This is a genomic window from Cupriavidus sp. IK-TO18, assembly GCF_015549295.1.
Lineage (GTDB): Bacteria > Pseudomonadota > Gammaproteobacteria > Burkholderiales > Burkholderiaceae > Cupriavidus > Cupriavidus oxalaticus_A.
In genome coordinates, this window is sequence record NZ_JADGMP010000030.1 from 156,208 (window position 1) to 172,048 (window position 15,841).

The 15,841-nt window shown below is 66.9% G+C and carries 13 protein-coding genes; 5 read left to right on the forward strand and 8 right to left on the reverse strand.

Features of this window, described 5'->3' with window-relative positions:
• Nucleotides 1–38 precede the first annotated feature (38 nt).
• Together otsA and IPF36_RS23335 are read left to right on the forward strand one after the other, a co-directional pair.
• Nucleotides 39–1,430 (forward strand): alpha,alpha-trehalose-phosphate synthase (UDP-forming), encoded by a 1,392-nt coding sequence (gene otsA / locus IPF36_RS23330; RefSeq protein WP_135704411.1) that lies wholly within the window; start codon nucleotides 39–41, stop codon nucleotides 1,428–1,430.
• Nucleotides 1,431–1,463: 33 nt separating this feature from the next.
• Entirely contained in the window at nucleotides 1,464–1,799 is a 336-nt protein-coding gene (locus IPF36_RS23335) for a 4a-hydroxytetrahydrobiopterin dehydratase (protein ID WP_084254411.1), read from the forward strand.
• 101 nt (nucleotides 1,800–1,900) lie between these two features.
• Here IPF36_RS23335 and IPF36_RS23340 read toward each other — a convergent pair whose 3' ends face one another.
• From IPF36_RS23340 to IPF36_RS23375, 8 genes are all read right to left on the reverse strand, one after another.
• Complete coding sequence (locus IPF36_RS23340) at nucleotides 1,901–2,506, reverse strand: NTP transferase domain-containing protein (protein WP_133093684.1); 606 nt, start codon at nucleotides 2,504–2,506, stop codon at nucleotides 1,901–1,903.
• A 23-nt stretch (nucleotides 2,507–2,529) separates the two neighbouring features.
• A complete protein-coding gene (locus tag IPF36_RS23345; protein ID WP_195430567.1) occupies nucleotides 2,530–3,570 on the reverse strand; it encodes an XdhC family protein in 1,041 nt (346 codons plus the stop codon).
• Nucleotides 3,543–4,100 (reverse strand): CoxG family protein, encoded by a 558-nt coding sequence (locus IPF36_RS23350; RefSeq protein WP_133093686.1) that lies wholly within the window; start codon nucleotides 4,098–4,100, stop codon nucleotides 3,543–3,545. The genes IPF36_RS23345 and IPF36_RS23350 overlap by 28 nt, the downstream gene beginning before the upstream one ends.
• Entirely contained in the window at nucleotides 4,091–5,341 is a 1,251-nt protein-coding gene (locus IPF36_RS23355) for a VWA domain-containing protein (RefSeq protein WP_195430692.1), read from the reverse strand. The genes IPF36_RS23350 and IPF36_RS23355 overlap by 10 nt, the downstream gene beginning before the upstream one ends.
• Nucleotides 5,342–5,350: 9 nt before the next feature.
• Nucleotides 5,351–6,247: a MoxR family ATPase gene (locus IPF36_RS23360; protein WP_133093687.1), complete on the reverse strand. Its 897-nt coding sequence runs from the start codon at nucleotides 6,245–6,247 to the stop codon at nucleotides 5,351–5,353.
• 190 nt (nucleotides 6,248–6,437) lie between these two features.
• Complete coding sequence (locus tag IPF36_RS23365; protein WP_195430569.1) at nucleotides 6,438–7,238, reverse strand: xanthine dehydrogenase family protein subunit M; 801 nt, start codon at nucleotides 7,236–7,238, stop codon at nucleotides 6,438–6,440.
• 27 nt (nucleotides 7,239–7,265) lie between these two features.
• Nucleotides 7,266–9,647: a xanthine dehydrogenase family protein molybdopterin-binding subunit gene (locus IPF36_RS23370; RefSeq protein ID WP_135704416.1), complete on the reverse strand. Its 2,382-nt coding sequence runs from the start codon at nucleotides 9,645–9,647 to the stop codon at nucleotides 7,266–7,268.
• Between the two features lie 12 nt (nucleotides 9,648–9,659).
• Nucleotides 9,660–10,166, reverse strand: a complete 507-nt coding sequence (locus tag IPF36_RS23375) for a (2Fe-2S)-binding protein (RefSeq protein ID WP_195430571.1) — start codon at nucleotides 10,164–10,166, stop codon at nucleotides 9,660–9,662.
• Nucleotides 10,167–10,499: 333 nt separating this feature from the next.
• Here IPF36_RS23375 and IPF36_RS23380 point away from each other — a divergent pair, with 333 nt between their 5' ends.
• The 3 genes from IPF36_RS23380 (at nucleotide 10,500) to IPF36_RS23390 (ending at nucleotide 15,765) form a co-directional block, all read left to right on the forward strand.
• Nucleotides 10,500–11,078 (forward strand): YqaA family protein, encoded by a 579-nt coding sequence (locus tag IPF36_RS23380; protein ID WP_133093691.1) that lies wholly within the window; start codon nucleotides 10,500–10,502, stop codon nucleotides 11,076–11,078.
• Nucleotides 11,079–11,259: 181 nt separating this feature from the next.
• Entirely contained in the window at nucleotides 11,260–15,234 is a 3,975-nt protein-coding gene (locus IPF36_RS23385; RefSeq protein ID WP_133093692.1) for an FAD/FMN-binding oxidoreductase, read from the forward strand.
• A gap of 93 nt (nucleotides 15,235–15,327) precedes the next feature.
• Nucleotides 15,328–15,765 carry an HIT family protein gene (locus IPF36_RS23390; RefSeq protein WP_135704420.1) on the forward strand — a complete coding sequence of 146 codons (438 nt, stop codon included), beginning with the start codon at nucleotides 15,328–15,330 and terminating at the stop codon, nucleotides 15,763–15,765.
• Nucleotides 15,766–15,841 lie beyond the last annotated feature (76 nt).

Sequence of the window (15,841 nt, forward strand, 5' to 3'; positions counted from 1 at the left end):
CTCGCACGGCAAGAACAAAGGAATCCAGAAAACAACATATGCCAAGACTTGTAGCGGTATCCAACCGTGTCGCAGATCCGCGCAACGTGGCCGCCGGCGGCCTTGCCGTGGCGCTTTCCGAAGCCTTGCGCCAGACTGGCGGGATGTGGTTTGGCTGGAGCGGCAAGGCGCTGGAAGCAGCGCAGGGCGGCACCCCCGGTGAAGGCGAACTGCACCTGCAGCAGGCCGGCAACGTGACGCTGGCCACGGTGGACCTGAGCCGCGAAGACCACGACGCGTATTACCTGGGCTACAGCAATGGCGTGCTGTGGCCGGTGTTCCACTACCGGCTCGACCTCGCCGACTTCGATTCCAACTTCCTCAACGGCTACCGCCGGGTGAACCAGCTGTTCGCGCGCAAGCTGGCGCCGCTGCTCAAGCCCGACGACGTCATCTGGATCCACGACTACCACCTGATCCCGCTGGCGTCCGAGTTGCGCGCGATCGGCTGCGGCCAGAAGATCGGCTTCTTCCTGCACGTGCCGCTGCCGCCGCCGCTGATCCTGGCGGCCATCCCGCAGCATGAGTGGCTGATGCGCGCGCTGTTCGCGTACGACCTGCTCGGCTTCCAGAGCCACGCCGACGTGGAGCATTTCTCGCGCTACGTGCAGGCCGAGGCGCAGGCCGAGCCGATGGGCGAGCACCGCTACCGGGCCTTCCATCGCACGGTGCGGGCGCAGGCGTTCCCGATCGGGATCGACGTGGATGAGTTCATCACACTCGGCCGCGGCGAGGAGGCGCAGGAAACCTACGAGATGATGTGCGCCCAGTACGCGCGCCGGCGGCTGCTGCTCGGCATCGACCGGCTCGATTACTCAAAGGGACTGCCGCAGCGGCTGAAAGCGTTCTACCGGCTGCTGGCGGAATATCCGGAAAACCGGATGAGCGCCACACTGGTGCAGATCGCCGCGCCGTCGCGCGAGTCGGTCGATGCCTATGTGGACCTGCGCAGCGCGATGGAGCAGTTGACTGGCGCGATCAATGGCGAGTTCGGCGAACTGGACTGGATGCCGGTGCGGTATATCCATCGCACTACCGCGCGCAAGCGGCTGCCTGGGCTGTGCCGCGCGAGTCGCGTGGCGTTGGTGACGCCGCTGCGGGACGGGATGAACCTGGTGGCCAAGGAATTCATTGCCGCGCAGGATCCGGAGGATCCGGGGGTGCTGGTGTTGTCGCGATTTGCCGGCGCGGCGGAGCAATTGAAGGAGGCGCTGCTGGTGAATCCCTACGATACCCGCGCGACTGCGCAGGCGATCCAGCAGGCATTGCACATGCCGCTGGCCGAGCGCCAGTCGCGGCACCAGAAGCTGCTGGAGCGGATTCGGGCGCAAGATGTGCACTGGTGGAGTAGTGAATTCTTGCGCGCGCTGGCTGAGACCGAGGGCGGTTGAGGTTTTAGCTGCCTGCCTGTTTAGGAGTGGGCTATGAGTGAGGATCTGGCATCGCAAACATGCACGCCATGTCGTGGCGGCGTCCCGCCGCTGACGCCTGATGAGGCTGAGGCGTTATTGCCGCAGGCGCCTGGATGGGATCTGGTGGATGGGGCTACTCGGTTGGAGAGGCGATTTTCATTTGCCAACTTTGCCGAGGCATTGGCGTTTGTTGATCGCGTCGGGCAGCTGGCGGAAGAGCAGGGGCATCATCCGGAGATCAGTTTTGGATGGGGGCATGCTACGGTTTCCTGGCGGACCAAGAAGATCAAGGGGTTGCATCGGAATGATTTTATTATGGCGGTGAGGAGTGGGGAGTTGGTGGGATAGGGTTCTTGCTGACAGCCCCTGACGTTGCCCGCTGCGGCCTGCATCTGGTGGATATTTGATGTGCCCTGTTCCGCCCTTTTAGGGCGGAACAGGGGGTAAACTCATTCCATATCCCCAGGCGTATCAATATCCCGAAACGCCCCCTCATCCTCCGTCAATATCCTCGTCACCGGCTTATCCTTGAGAAAGGCCCGCGCCCCTTCATCCCCATCGAGCCTCAGCAAGTCATCGCGCCAGGCAGCCCCAAAGCCGACAGGATGCCCGCGCTTCCCATCCCGCCACGGCGCAGCAATGATTTCCGGCGCGGTAATCGTCAACGCCACCGCCCGCACCAGTTCCATCGGTAGCCACGGCATATCGGCAAGCGCAACCACCCATCCCCGCGCCTCAGGCGTAGCCGCCACCGCCGCGCGCAGCGCTGCGCCCATGCCTTGCTCGGCCTCGGCCGATTCGAGCACACGGCAACCGCCGCGCCTCAGCTCTTCCGCCAGCGCCGGATTACCCGGCCGGATCACCGCAATCGAATCCGGCAACGCCGCGGCCAGCGTACGCGCACTGCGCCAGGCGACAGTGCGTCCACCAGGCAATACTTCCAGCAACTTGTTCCGTTTGCCGGCAGCATCGAAGCGCCGGCCAAAACCCGCGGCCAGCAAAATCCCGGTAGGCAGGTCGGTGCGAAGCAAGGGAGCATTGGGGGCGGCAGTCATGGCGGGCGCTCCGTTATCACGCGTCAGGTCGACGGACCAGGAGAAACATCGCAGCTGCTGCCGGTGCCGGCAGCCATCTCGCGCGCGGCCTTGGCGCCTTCCACCTGCAGGATGTCCGGCAGCGACACATGGTTCTTGGCTGCAACCACTTCCGCCAGGATCGAGATGGCGATTTCCGGCGGCGTACGGCTGCCAATGTAGATGCCAACCGGCCCATGCAGCCGCGCCAGCTGCAATTCGGTCAGATCGAATTCCTTGAGCCGCTCGCGCCGCGCCTGGTTGTTGCGGCGCGAACCCAGGGCTCCCACATAGAAGGCCCTGGTGCGCAGCGCTTCCATCAGCGCCAGATCATCCAGCTTGGGATCGTGCGTCAGCGCAATCACCGCGCAGCGCTCGTCCAGTTTCATGTCCATCACCGTGTCGTCCGGCATGGTGCGGACCATGGTCACGCCGGGGATATCCCAAGTCTCCGTGTATTCCTCGCGCGGATCGCACACGGTGACCTGGAAGCCCAGCCCCACGGCGATCTGGCACAAGTATTTCGACAGCTGCCCCGCGCCGATTACCAGCATGCGGTAGCGCGGGCCGTGGATGGTCAGCAGCGTCCTGCCGTCGAAGACCAGCCCGTCGGTGGCACTGGCCGGTCCCAGCGTGGCCGCACCCGTAGCCATGTCGAGCGTGCGCGCGACCAGCCGGCCGTTTTCCACGGCGTCGAGCAATTCGGCAATGCCGCTGGCCGGCTTGAGCGGCTCGGTGACCAGTTCGATGGTGCCGCCGCACGGCAGCCCGAAGCGGTGGGCTTCCTCGGCGCTGATGCCGTACTTGATGGCTTCCGGGTGGTCTGACGTAATGCCTTGCCGGCGCACGCGGTCGATGATGTCGTCTTCGATGCAGCCGCCCGAGACCGAGCCGACCACCAGGCCATCATCACGCACCGCCAGCATCGCGCCCTCGGGGCGGGGCGACGAGCCCCAGGTGCGCACTACCGTGACCAGCAGCACGCGATGGCCCTGTTGCTGCCAGTGCACGCTGTTCTTCAGGACTTCGAGATCCACGCTGTCCATGATCGTTTCCGCTTCGGTTCCTCTGTCTGTCCATTTTCGCCCGCGGCTGCGGCGGGGGCGCCCTCGGCCGCTGGCGTTTCCTGTGTGGTGTCCGGTGTAACCGCCTCGGTGAAGCGCGCAAAGAAGGTATCCGCCAGCTTGCGTGCCGCGGCGTCCACCAGCCGCGAGCCGATCTGTGCGATCTTGCCCCCCACATGGGCGTCGACGGCGTATGTCAGCACGGTCTCGTCGCCATCAGGTTCCAGCTTCACGCGGGCGGTTCCCTTGCCGAAGCCGGCCGCGCCGCCCTGGCCGTCGAAGCGGATGGTGTAGCTGTCCGGAGCCTGGATTTCCTCCAGCGCCATGCGGCCCTTGAAGCGCGCCTTGACCGGGCCCACCGCGGCCGTCATGGCCACCAGGTAGGCATTGTCGCCGTCGGGCTCGATACTCTCACATCCCGGGATGCATTGCTTGAGCAGCTCCGTGTCGTTGAGCGCTTCCCATGCCACCTGCTGGGGAATCGGCAGGCGCTGGCTCTGGTTCATTTCCATGGCGGGGCTTCCTTTCTTGGTGGGTTGGGGGCGCTGGCCCGCGGGGGGCCGCCCTGGTCGGACAGCAGGGATTCGAGCGCCAGCAAGCTATCCAGGTTGTGCGCGGGGCGCAGCGCGTCGACATGCGGCAGGATCGCCTGCACGCCGCGCGCCTGCGGCGTGAATCCAAGGTAGCGCAGCAGCGGGTTGAGCCAGACGATGCGGTGCGCAAAGCGGCGCAAGCGAGCCATTTCGTCGCCGAGCAGGTCGATATGCTCGTGGTCGAGCCCGTCGGTGACCAGCAGCACCGTGGCGCGGCCGGACAGCGTGCGGCGCGCCCAGTGGCGGTTGAAGCTCGCCAGCGCGGCACCGATGCGGGTGCCGCCGGCCCAGTCGCGCACCTGGCCTGTGATCATGGCGACGGCTTCGTCTGGGTCGCGTTCGCGCAGCGAGCGGGTGATGTTGGTCAGCCGCGTGCCGAACAGGAACACCGACAGCCGCTCGCGTGACTGAATCAGCGCATGGCAGAAGTACAGCACCGCGCGCGAGTACTGGCTCATCGAGCCCGAGATGTCTAGCAGCAGCACCAACGGCGGCCTGCGCTCGGCGTGCTTGCGGAATTTCCAGCGCAGCCATTCGCCGTGCTGGCGCACCGCCAGGCGCGCGCTGGCGCGCAGGTCGGCGTGCGTGCCGCAGGTGGCGGCGCGCAGCCGGCGCGTGCGCTGCAGCGCAAGGTGGGTGCGGCGGGTGCGCACCAGATGCTGCAGGGCACGCCATTCCTGCGCGGTCAGGGTTTCGAAGTCGCGCTGCGCCAGGCGTTCCTGGTCGGAGAAGGTCAGCGGCACGTGGATGCGTTCCGCCTCGGTCTGCGCCGGGCGCGACGGCATTTCCGGCTGGCGCGCGGCCAGCGCATCGGCAAGGCGGTTGCTGCGCCTGGGCGGCGGCGCGCCCGCGTCGACACGCGGCAGCAGCAGCGCGCGCAGCTTGCCTTCCCAGTCGGGGTCGCGCCAGAACAGGTCGAAGGCGGCGTCAAAAAGTGGCCGCTGGTCGGGGCCGGATAGCACCAGTGCCGCGAGCGCGGCGCGCACGTCGTCGCGCCGGCCGATGTCGAGCAGGCGCAGCGCGGCCAGTGCATCGACCGCGTGCGCCGGCGACAGGGCAAAGCCGCCGTCGCGCAGCAGGCGCATGAAGTGGGTGACGTTGCGCGCCAGCACCGGCAGTCCTGCATGCGGACCGCCGCTGCGCGCCGCGGCGTGCAGCATGGGCACGGCTTAGCCTCCGGGCGCGGCGCCCGCCAGCAGTTCTGCCACGGTGGGGCCGTCGACGCGCGCCAGGTCGTCCTGGTACTTGAGCAGCACGCCCAGCGTGTCGCGCACCGACTGCGGGTCGAGCTCGGTCACGCCCAGCGCCGCCAGCGCGCGGCACCAGTCGATGGCCTCGGCGATGCCAGGCGCCTTGAACAGGTCGATGCCGCGCAGCCGGTGCACGAAGTCGATCGCCTGCGCCTGCAGCGCGGCGGCGGCCTCGGGCGCGCGCGCGGCGACGATCTGCAATTCACGGTCGCGGTCCGGATAGCCAACCCATTGGTACAGGCAGCGGCGCTTGAGCGCGTCGTGGACCTCGCGCGTGCGGTTGGAGGTGATCACGATCAGCGGCGGGCGCTCGGCGCGGATCACGCCGATTTCGGGGATCGAAACCTGGAATTCGGACAGCACCTCGAGCAGGAAGGCCTCGAACGGTTCGTCGGCGCGGTCGATCTCGTCGATCAGCAGCACGCGCGGCAAGCCCGGTGCGGCGGGATCGGGCAGCAGAGACTCCAGCAGCGGGCGCTTGAGCAGGTAGTCGTCGTGGTACAGCGATTGCGCCTCGGGCCGCTCGCCGCGGGCTTCGGCCAGGCGCAGCGCCATGATCTGGCGCGGGTAGTCCCATTCGTACAGCGCGCTGGCGGCGTCGAGTCCCTCATAGCACTGCAGACGCAGCAGACGGGTGCCGAGGACGCCCGCCATGGCTTGCGCCAGTGCGGTCTTGCCGACGCCGGGCTCGCCTTCGAGGAACAGCGGGCGCTGCATGCGCAGGGCGAGGTAAAGCACTGTGGCGGTTTCGCGGTCGGCGAAATATTGCTGGTGTTCGAGTCTGGCGAGGGTGTCGTCGATGGAGGTGGGGAGCATGGGGCGATCTATATTGCCGACGTGCCTCGCACGCCGGTGGTTTGCTCCTCTCTCCCACGTGTGGGAGAGAGGCGGGGGTGAGGGCGGGAGGTTCGCCCGCGACAACGCCTGATTCAAGCGCCGGCTCTCTCCCCCGACCCCTCTCCCGCGCGCGGGAGAGGGGAGACAACATGCGGTCAATGGAGAAACTCTACGCCTTCACCGCCGCCTCCACCGCCCTTGCCGCCAGCACCGGAATCAGATGCGCCCGGTACTCCGCCGACGCATGCAGGTCAGTATTCAGCGTCCCCGCATCGACCTTCACCCCACGCGCCGCCTGCGCGGTGAAGCTGGCCGACAATGCCTGTTCCAGCGGCTGGCACCGGAACACGCTGTCGGCAGCTCCGGTGACCGCCACGCGCACCGCATTCCCGGAGCGCGCCACCATCACCCCCACCAGCGCAAAGCGCGATGCCGGATTGCGGAACTTTACATATGCCGCCTGATCCGGGATCGGGAAGCGCACCGCGGTGATCAGTTCGTCCGGCTCCAGTGCGGTCTCATACAGCCCCTTGAAAAAGTCATCCGCCGCGATGCTGCGCCGGTCGGTGACCACGGTGGCGCCCAGCCCCAGCACTGCCGCGGGATAGCACGCAGCCGGATCATCGTTCGCCAGCGCGCCGCCGATGGTTCCCATCGCGCGCACCTGCCGGTCACCGATGCCGCCGGCCAGCGCCGCCAGCGCCGGGATGCGCTCGCGCACCTTGGCGTTCTCGGCCACGTCGGCATGGCGCGCAGCGGCGCCGATGACGATCTCGTTGCCGTCGATGCGGATCCCGGCCATGCCGGGAATGCGCGTTACGTCGACCAGCGTGGAAGGCGATGCCAGCCGCAGCTTCATCGCCGCCAGCAGGCTCTGGCCGCCGCCGAGGAACTTGGCGTCGGAATCGGCCTTGACCTTGGCCACCGCCGCCTTGGCATCCGCGGCGCGTTCAAAGTTGAATGCGTACATGTCGGTTTCCTTTGCGGTGTGGATGGATCAGGGCTGAGGCCGCGCGGCCTGGATCGCCTGCCATACGCGATGCGGCGTGGCGGGCATCTGCACATCCTTCACGCCCAGCGGCGACAGCGCATCGACCAGCGCGTTGATAAACGCCGGCGGCGAGCCGATCGCGCCGGCCTCGCCGCAGCCCTTCACGCCCAGCGGGTTGTGCGTGCAGGGCGTGCCGCTGGCGGTCTCGACGGTGAAATCGGGCAGGTCGCCGGCGCGCGGCATGGCGTAGTCCATGTACGAGCCGGTCAGCAGCTGGCCGCTGTCTTCGTCGTAGACGCACTGCTCCAGCATGGCCTGGCCCAGCCCCTGGCCGATGCCGCCATGCACCTGGCCTTCGACGATCATCGGGTTAATGATGTTGCCGAAGTCGTCCACCGCGGTGAACTTGACCACCTGCGACTCGCCCGTGTCGGGATCGACTTCGACCTCGCACACATAGGCGCCAGACGGGTAGGTGAAGTTGGTCGGGTCGTAGAACGCGTTTTCGTTCAGGCCCGGCTCCAGCTTGTCGAGCGGGTAGTTGTGCGGCACGTAGGCGCTCAGCGCGACCTCGCCGAAGGTCTTGGTCCGGTCTGTACCGGCCACGCGGAACACGCCATTGCTGAACTCGATGTCGTTGTCCGACGCCTCCAGCAGGTGCGCGGCGATCTTCTTGGCCTTGGCCTCGATCTTGTCGAGCGCCTTGACGATGGCCGAGCCGCCCACCGCCAGCGAGCGCGAGCCGTAGGTGCCCATGCCGAACGGCACGCGCCCGGTATCGCCGTGCACGATCTCGACCTGGTCGAGCTGCAGCCCGAGGCGGTCGGCCACCACTTGCGCGAAGGTGGTCTCGTGCCCCTGGCCGTGGCTGTGCGAGCCGGTGAAGACCGTCACCGTGCCGGTCGGGTGCACGCGGATCTCGCCGACTTCGAACAGGCCCGCGCGCGCGCCAAGCGCGCCGGCGATGTTGGAAGGTGCGAGGCCGCACGCTTCGATGTAGCAGGAATAGCCCAGGCCACGCAGCTTGCCGCGCTGCTTCGCTTCATCGCGCCGAGCCGGGAAGCCCTTGACGTCGGCCAGTTCCTGCGCACGCGCCAGGCAGGGCTCGTAGTCGCCGGTGTCGTAGGTCAGCCCCACCGGGGTGGCATACGGAAACTGCCGGATGAAGTTCTTGCGGCGCAGCTCGGCCGGATCGGTCTTCAGCTCGTGCGCGGCGGTCTCGACCAGCCTCTCGACCACGAAGGTCGCTTCGGGCCGCCCGGCGCCGCGGTAGGCATCGACTGGCGCGGTGTTGGTGAACACCGCCTTGACCTCCGCATAGATCGCCGGCGTGGAGTACTGGCCGGCCAGCAGCGTCGCATACAGGATGGTCGGCACGCTGCTGGCAAAGGTCGACAGGTACGCGCCCATGTTGGCGACCGTATGCACGCGCATCGCCAGGAACTTGCCGTCGGCATCGAGCGCCAGCTCGGCCTTGGTCACGTGGTCGCGGCCGTGCGCGTCGGTCAGGAAGGACTCGGAACGGTCCGCGGTCCACTTGACGGGGCGGCCGACCTTCTTCGAGGCCCACGTCAGCGCCACGTCTTCCGGATACAGGAAGATCTTGGAGCCGAAGCCGCCGCCCACGTCGGGCGCGATGATGCGCAGCCGCGATTCCGGCAATCCCAGCACGAACGCGCCCATCAGCAGGCGTTCGACGTGCGGGTTCTGGTTGGCGACGTAGACGGTGTAGCTGTCGTCCTGGCGCGTATAGCTGGCGTTGACCGCGCGCGGCTCGATCGCGTTGGGGATCAGCCGGTTGTTGACGATCTCCAGCGTGGTCACGTGCGCGGCTTTGGCGAAGGCGGCGTCGGTGGCGGCCTTGTCGCCGTGGCCCCACGTGTAGCAGGTGTTGGCCGGCACGTCGTCGTGTACCAGCGTCGACGCCGACGCGGCATCGGCGGCGCGGACCACTGCGGGCAGTTCTTCGTAGTCGACGTCGATCTTCTCGGCGGCGTCGCGCGCCTGCTGCAGCGTCTCGGCGATCACGAGCGCCACCTGGTCGCCCACGTGGCGCACCTTGCCCTGTGCGATCACCGGGTGCGGCGGCTCTTTCATCGGCGTGCCGTCGATGCTGTGGATCAGCCAGCCGCAGGGCAGGCCGCCCACCTTGTCGGCGGCGAGGTCGTCGCCGGTCAGCACGGCGATCACGCCGGGCGCGGCCAGCGCCCCGGTCTTGTCGATCGAACGTATGCGCGCGTGCGCATACGGCGAGCGCAGGAAATACGCGTAGCTCTGCTGCGGCAGCACGATGTCGTCGGTGTACTGGCCGTTGCCGGTCAGGTAGCGGTAGTCTTCCTTGCGCTTGACGGAAGCGCCCACCAGGCGCTGGTTATCGGGTGCGTTCATGGCGGGTCCCCCTTATTCGGCGCTGGCGGCGCTGGCCGCCGTGCCCTGCATGGCCGCCTGGCCCTGCTGCACCGCACGCACGATGTTGTGGTAGCCCGTGCAGCGGCACAGGTTGCCCTCGAGTTGGGCGCGGATGGTGGCGGCGTCGGCGTCGGGATGCTGCTGGACCAGCGCGGTCGCGCTCATCACCATGCCCGGCGTGCAGAAGCCGCATTGCAGTCCGTGGCATTCGCGGAACGCTTCCTGCATCGGATGCAGGCCGTTGCCGGCACTGTCGCCAGCCAGCCCTTCGATGGTGGTCACGGTGGCGCCGTCCGCCTGCAGCGCCAGGATGTTGCACGACTTGACCGCCCGGCCGTCCAGGTGGACCGTGCAGGCGCCGCACTGCGCGGTGTCGCAGCCGACGTGGGTGCCGGTCAGGCGCAGCTGTTCGCGCAGGAACTGGACCAGAAGGGTATTGGGTTCTACCTGCGCGTCAACGGGCTTGCCGTTGACCGTCAGGCGGATCGGAATCGCCATGCTTGTCTCCATGTGGGGTGGACGCGCATGACCAATTCCCAGATCCCGAAAGCAACTGCGCGGGACTGGCCACGACGCGGTACTGCCGCTTAAGACGGCTATAGGACGGCTAATTCGTGATATTGGTGCTGCCGCTGCAACTGCTCCAGGTGCGCCAGCGAACGCTGCGGCCGGCGCATTGGCACGGCCGGCGAACGTTTGGCCGCGACAGGCTCTAACAGTTAAACACAAATCCCTGGCAGGTGCCATGAGGTTTGCCCGCGCCCCATCCGGGGGAGGGGGCGCCCCACTGGGCCGCTGCTAGAATGGCCCGGCCCCCCCGCCTGCCCCGACATGGAAGCCTTCTTCGACTGGCTGTTTCAAACCGTCGCCTTGCCCAAGGTAGGCCTGCCCGCGATCTTTGTGGTCAGCCTGGTGTCGGCCACGCTGCTGCCGCTGGGCTCGGAGCCGGCCGTGTTCGGCTACGTCAAGCTCAATCCCGAGATGTTCTGGCCGGCGGTCATTGTCGCCACCGCCGGCAATACCGTGGGCGGCGCGATCGACTGGTGGCTGGGTTACTACGCCAAGCTGGCGCTGGTGCGCTATCACAAGCGGCGGCGCGCCCGCGAGCACGAGCTGGAACACGAGGAGCACCGGGAGCATGCGCGCAAGCCGCCCAAGCCGAAGCTCGATGCCAAGTACTTTCGCTGGATGCGCAGGCTGGGGCCGCCGACGCTGCTGTTTTCCTGGCTGCCGGGCATTGGTGATCCATTGTGCACATTGGCCGGGTGGCTGCGACTGTCGTTCTGGCCCAGCCTGGCCTGGATGGCGGTCGGCAAGTTCCTGCGCTACCTGTTCATGACTGCCAGCCTGCTATGGATTCCAGACAGTTTTTGGCAGAACATTGCGCAAACTTTCAAGTCATTCTTCTGATAAAAGCGCCTTAGAAGTCTTATTTTGCGTGATGTTCTCGGCGCCGGGTTGCGTCTAATCCCTTGTTCCCACAAGGATTCCGCTTTGTTGCGGTGCGGCGAAACCGGGCCTTGCAGTACAATCGCCCTTTAATGAACGATTCGCGCACTGTCCCCGTGCGCAGCAGGAAGCGGTCCCCTCCATGAACGCCCCACTCGTGCTCGACGCCAAGCTCGCCGCGCAGGACGCCCCGCCGCGCCTGCGTGAAATTCCTTATAACTACACGTCCTTCTCGGACCGCGAGATTGTCATCCGCCTGCTGGGCGAAGAGGCCTGGCGCATCCTGGACGAGCTGCGCAGCGAGCGCCGCACCGGCCGCTCGGCCCGCATGCTGTACGAGGTGCTGGGCGATATCTGGGTGGTTCGCCGCAATCCCTACCTGCAGGACGACCTGCTGGAAAATCCAAAGCGCCGCCAGATGCTGGTCAGCGCGCTGCACCACCGCCTGAACGAGATCGAGAAGCGCCGCGCCGCCGACCGTGCCGAGCACGCCGAGCCCGCCGCCGAAGACCGTTCGCACCGCGTGGAGCAACTGGTCGCCTTCGCCAAGCAGGCGATCGAGGACTTCAAGAACGAGTTCGCCGCCGCCTACGACCTGCGCAAGCGCGCGCAGCGCGTGCTGGGCCGCGTCACGCAGAAGGACAACATCAAGTTCGATGGCCTGTCGCGCGTGTCGCACGTGACCGACGCCACCGACTGGCGCGTGGAATACCCGTTCGTGGTGCTGACGCCGGATACCGAGGAAGAGATCGCCGGCCTGGTCAAGGGCTGCTTCGAGCTCGGCCTGACCATCATCCCGCGCGGGGGCGGCACCGGCTATACCGGCGGCGCCGTGCCGCTGACGCCGATGAGCGCGGTGATCAATACCGAGAAGCTGGAGCAGCTGGGGCCGGTCGAGCAGACCGACCTGCCGGGCGTGTCGCACAAGGTGGCGACCATCTTCTCCGGCGCCGGCGTGGTGACGCGCCGCGTGGCCGATGCCGCAGACAAGGCGGGCCTGGTGTTCGCGGTCGACCCGACCTCGATCGACGCGTCTTGCATCGGCGGCAATGTCGCCATGAACGCCGGCGGCAAGAAGGCCGTGCTGTGGGGCACCGCGCTCGACAACCTGGCCTGGTGGCGCATGGTGGACCCGGAAGGCAACTGGCTGGAAATCGCCCGGCTCGACCACAACCTGGGCAAGATCCACGACGTGCCGGTGGCCACCTTCGAGCTGAAGTGGTCGGACGGCAATCGCGCCCCGGGCGAGAAGGTGCTGCGCACCGAGACGCTCGCCATCGAAGGCCGCAAGTTCCGCAAGGAAGGCCTGGGCAAGGACGTCACCGACAAGTTCCTGGCCGGCCTGCCCGGCGTGCAGAAGGAAGGCTGCGACGGCATCATCACCAGCGCGCGCTGGATTTTGCATCGCATGCCGAAGTTCATCCGCACCGTGTGCCTGGAGTTCTTCGGCCAGGCGCGCGACGCCATCCCCAGCATCGTCGAGATCAAGGACTTCCTCGATGCCGAGACGCGCAAGCCCGGCGGCGCCATCCTGGCCGGCCTGGAGCACCTGGACGAGCGTTACCTGCGCGCGGTGGGCTACGCCACCAAGAGCAAGCGCAACGCCTTCCCGAAGATGGTGCTGATCGGCGACATCGTCGGCGACGATGAAGACGCCGTGGCGCGCGCCACCTCGGAAGTGATCCGCATGGCCAACGGCAAGAGCGGCGAAGGCTTTATCGCCGTCAGCCCCGAGGCGCGCAAGAAGTTCTGGCTCGACCGCTCGCGCACCGCCGCGATCGCCAGGCACACCAACGCCTTCAAGATCAACGAAGACGTGGTGATCCCCCTCAACCGCATGGGCGAGTACACCGACGGCATCGAGCGCATCAATATCGAGCTGTCGATCAAGAGCAAGCTGCAGCTGGTCGACGCGCTGGAAGCGTTCTTCGCGCGTGGCAACCTGCCGCTGGGCCGCAGCGACGACGCCAACGAGATCCCCAGCGCCGAGCTGCTGGAAGACCGCGTGCAGCACGCGCTGACGCTGCTGCGCGAGATCCGCGCGCGCTGGCGCTATCTGCAAGATCACCTCGACACGCCGCTGGCGCAGGCCAGGGCCTCGCTGATCGGACACGGGCTGGGCCTGCTGGGGCAGGAATTCGAGGCACGGCTGCACCAGCAGCCGGACGCCAGCGTGTTCCACCTGCTGCAGGACCGCACCATCCGCGTGTCGTGGAAAAACGAGATCCGCGCCGAGCTGCGCAAGATCTTCAACGGCGGCGAATTCAAGCCGATCCTGGACGAAGCCCAGAAGATCCACAAGCAGGTGCTGCGCGGCCGCGTCTTCGTGGCGCTGCACATGCATGCCGGCGACGGCAACGTGCACACCAACATCCCGGTCAACTCCGACGACTACGACATGCTGCAGGACGCGCACCGCGCGGTGGCCCGCATCATGGACCTGGCGCGTTCGCTGGACGGCGTGATCTCGGGCGAGCACGGCATCGGCATCACCAAGCTGGAGTTCCTGACCGAGGAAGAGATCGGCGACTTCCGCGCCTACAAGCAGAAGGTCGACCCGCAGGGCCGCTTCAACAAGGGCAAGCTGCTGCCGGGCGCCGACCTGCGCAATGCCTATACGCCGTCGTTCGGCCTGATGGGGCATGAGTCGCTGATCATGCAGCAGAGCGACATCGGCGCCATTGCCGAAAGCGTCAAGGACTGCCTGCGCTGCGGCAAGTGCAAGCCGGTGTGCGCCACGCATGTGCCGCGCGCCAACCTGCTGTACAGCCCGCGCAACAAGATCCTGGCGACCTCGCTGCTGGTCGAGGCCTTCCTGTATGAAGAGCAGACCCGCCGCGGCATCTCGGTCAAGCACTGGGACGAGTTCTCCGACGTGGCCGACCACTGCACGGTGTGCCACAAGTGCGTGACGCCGTGCCCGGTCAAGATCGACTTCGGCGACGTCTCGATGAACATGCGCAACCTGCTGCGCAAGATGGGGCAGAAGAAGTTCAACCCCGGCACCGCGGCGTCCATGTTCTTCCTCAACGCCACCAACCCCGAGACCATCAACCTGACCCGCAAGGTCATGATCGACTGGGGCTACAAGGCGCAGCGCCTGGGCAACGAGGTGCTGAAGAAGCTGGCGAAGAAGCAGACCGCGCATCCGCCCGCCACCGTGGGCAAGCCGCCGGTGCGCGAGCAGGTGATCCACTTCATCAACAAGAAGATGCCGGGCAACCTGCCCAAGAAGACCGCGCGCGCGCTGCTCGACATCGAAGACAACGAGATCGTGCCAATCATCCGCGACCCGAAGGCGACCACGCCGGAATCGGAAGCGGTGTTCTACTTCCCGGGCTGCGGCTCGGAGCGGCTGTTCTCGCAGGTCGGCCTGGCGACGCAGGCGATGCTATGGCACGTCGGCGTGCAGACCGTGCTGCCGCCGGGCTACCTGTGCTGCGGCTATCCGCAGCGCGGCACCGGCCAGTACGACAAGGCCGAGAAGATCGTCACCGACAACCGCGTGCTGTTCCACCGCGTGGCCAACACGCTGAACTACCTCGACATCAAGACCGTGGTGGTCAGCTGCGGCACCTGCTACGACCAGCTCGCCGGGTATGAATTCGAGAAGATCTTCCCCGGCTGCCGCATCATCGACATCCACGAGTACCTGCTGGAGAAGGGCGTCAAGCTGGAGGGCGTGACCGGTACGCGCTACATGTACCACGATCCCTGCCACACCCCGATCAAGACCATGGACCCGACCAAGCTGGTCAACGACCTGATGGGCGGCAACGCGGGGCTGGGCAAGATCGAGAAGAACGAGCGCTGCTGCGGCGAGTCGGGCACGCTGGCGGTGACGCGTCCTGACATTTCGACGCAGGTCCGCTTCCGCAAGGAAGAGGAAATGACCAAGGGCGCCGACAAGCTGCGTGCCGACGGCTTTACCGGCGACGTCAAGATCCTGACCAGCTGCCCGTCGTGCCTGCAGGGCCTGTCGCGCTACAAGGAAGATGCGTCGGTGCAGGCGGATTACATCGTGATCGAGATGGCCAAGCACCTGCTGGGCGAGAACTGGATGCCTGAGTACGTGGCCAAGGCCAATGCGGGTGGGATTGAGCGGGTGCTGGTGTAAGGCCTGACGACGTTGACTTTGCCACCGGTTTTCTCCCCTCTCCCGCGAGCGGGAGAGGGGAGAAAACACGCAGCACGAAAGGTAATGCGCCGCATGATCAAGAGCCCCAACTGCCCCCTCTGCGAAACCGACGGCGGCGAACTGGTCTGGATGGGCGACCGCGCCCGCCTGATCCTGGTCGAGCATGACCGCTTTCCCGGATTCTGCCGCATCGTCTGGAACGACCACGTGGCCGAGCTGACCGACCTGGACGAGGCCGACCAGGCCTGGCTGATGCGGCTGGTGGCGCGCGTGGAGCGGGTGGTGCGCGAGGTGATGGCGCCCGACAAGGTCAACCTGGCGGCGTTCGGCAATATGGTGCCGCACCTGCACTGGCACATCGTCCCGCGCTACCGCTGGGACACGCATTTCCCCGAGGCGATCTGGGCGGCGCCGCAGCGCGCGGCGGACAGCGTGCGCGTGCAGGAGCTGGCCAGCCGGCTGCCGGCGCTGCGTACGGCACTTTCGCTGATCGAAGCCGACGACGCCTGAAGGCGGGCGCGGAACCCGCGCCGGCCAGCAACCGTCTGAATGCTGTTGCCGCCGCGGTCGCGCCCGCGCGCCGCGG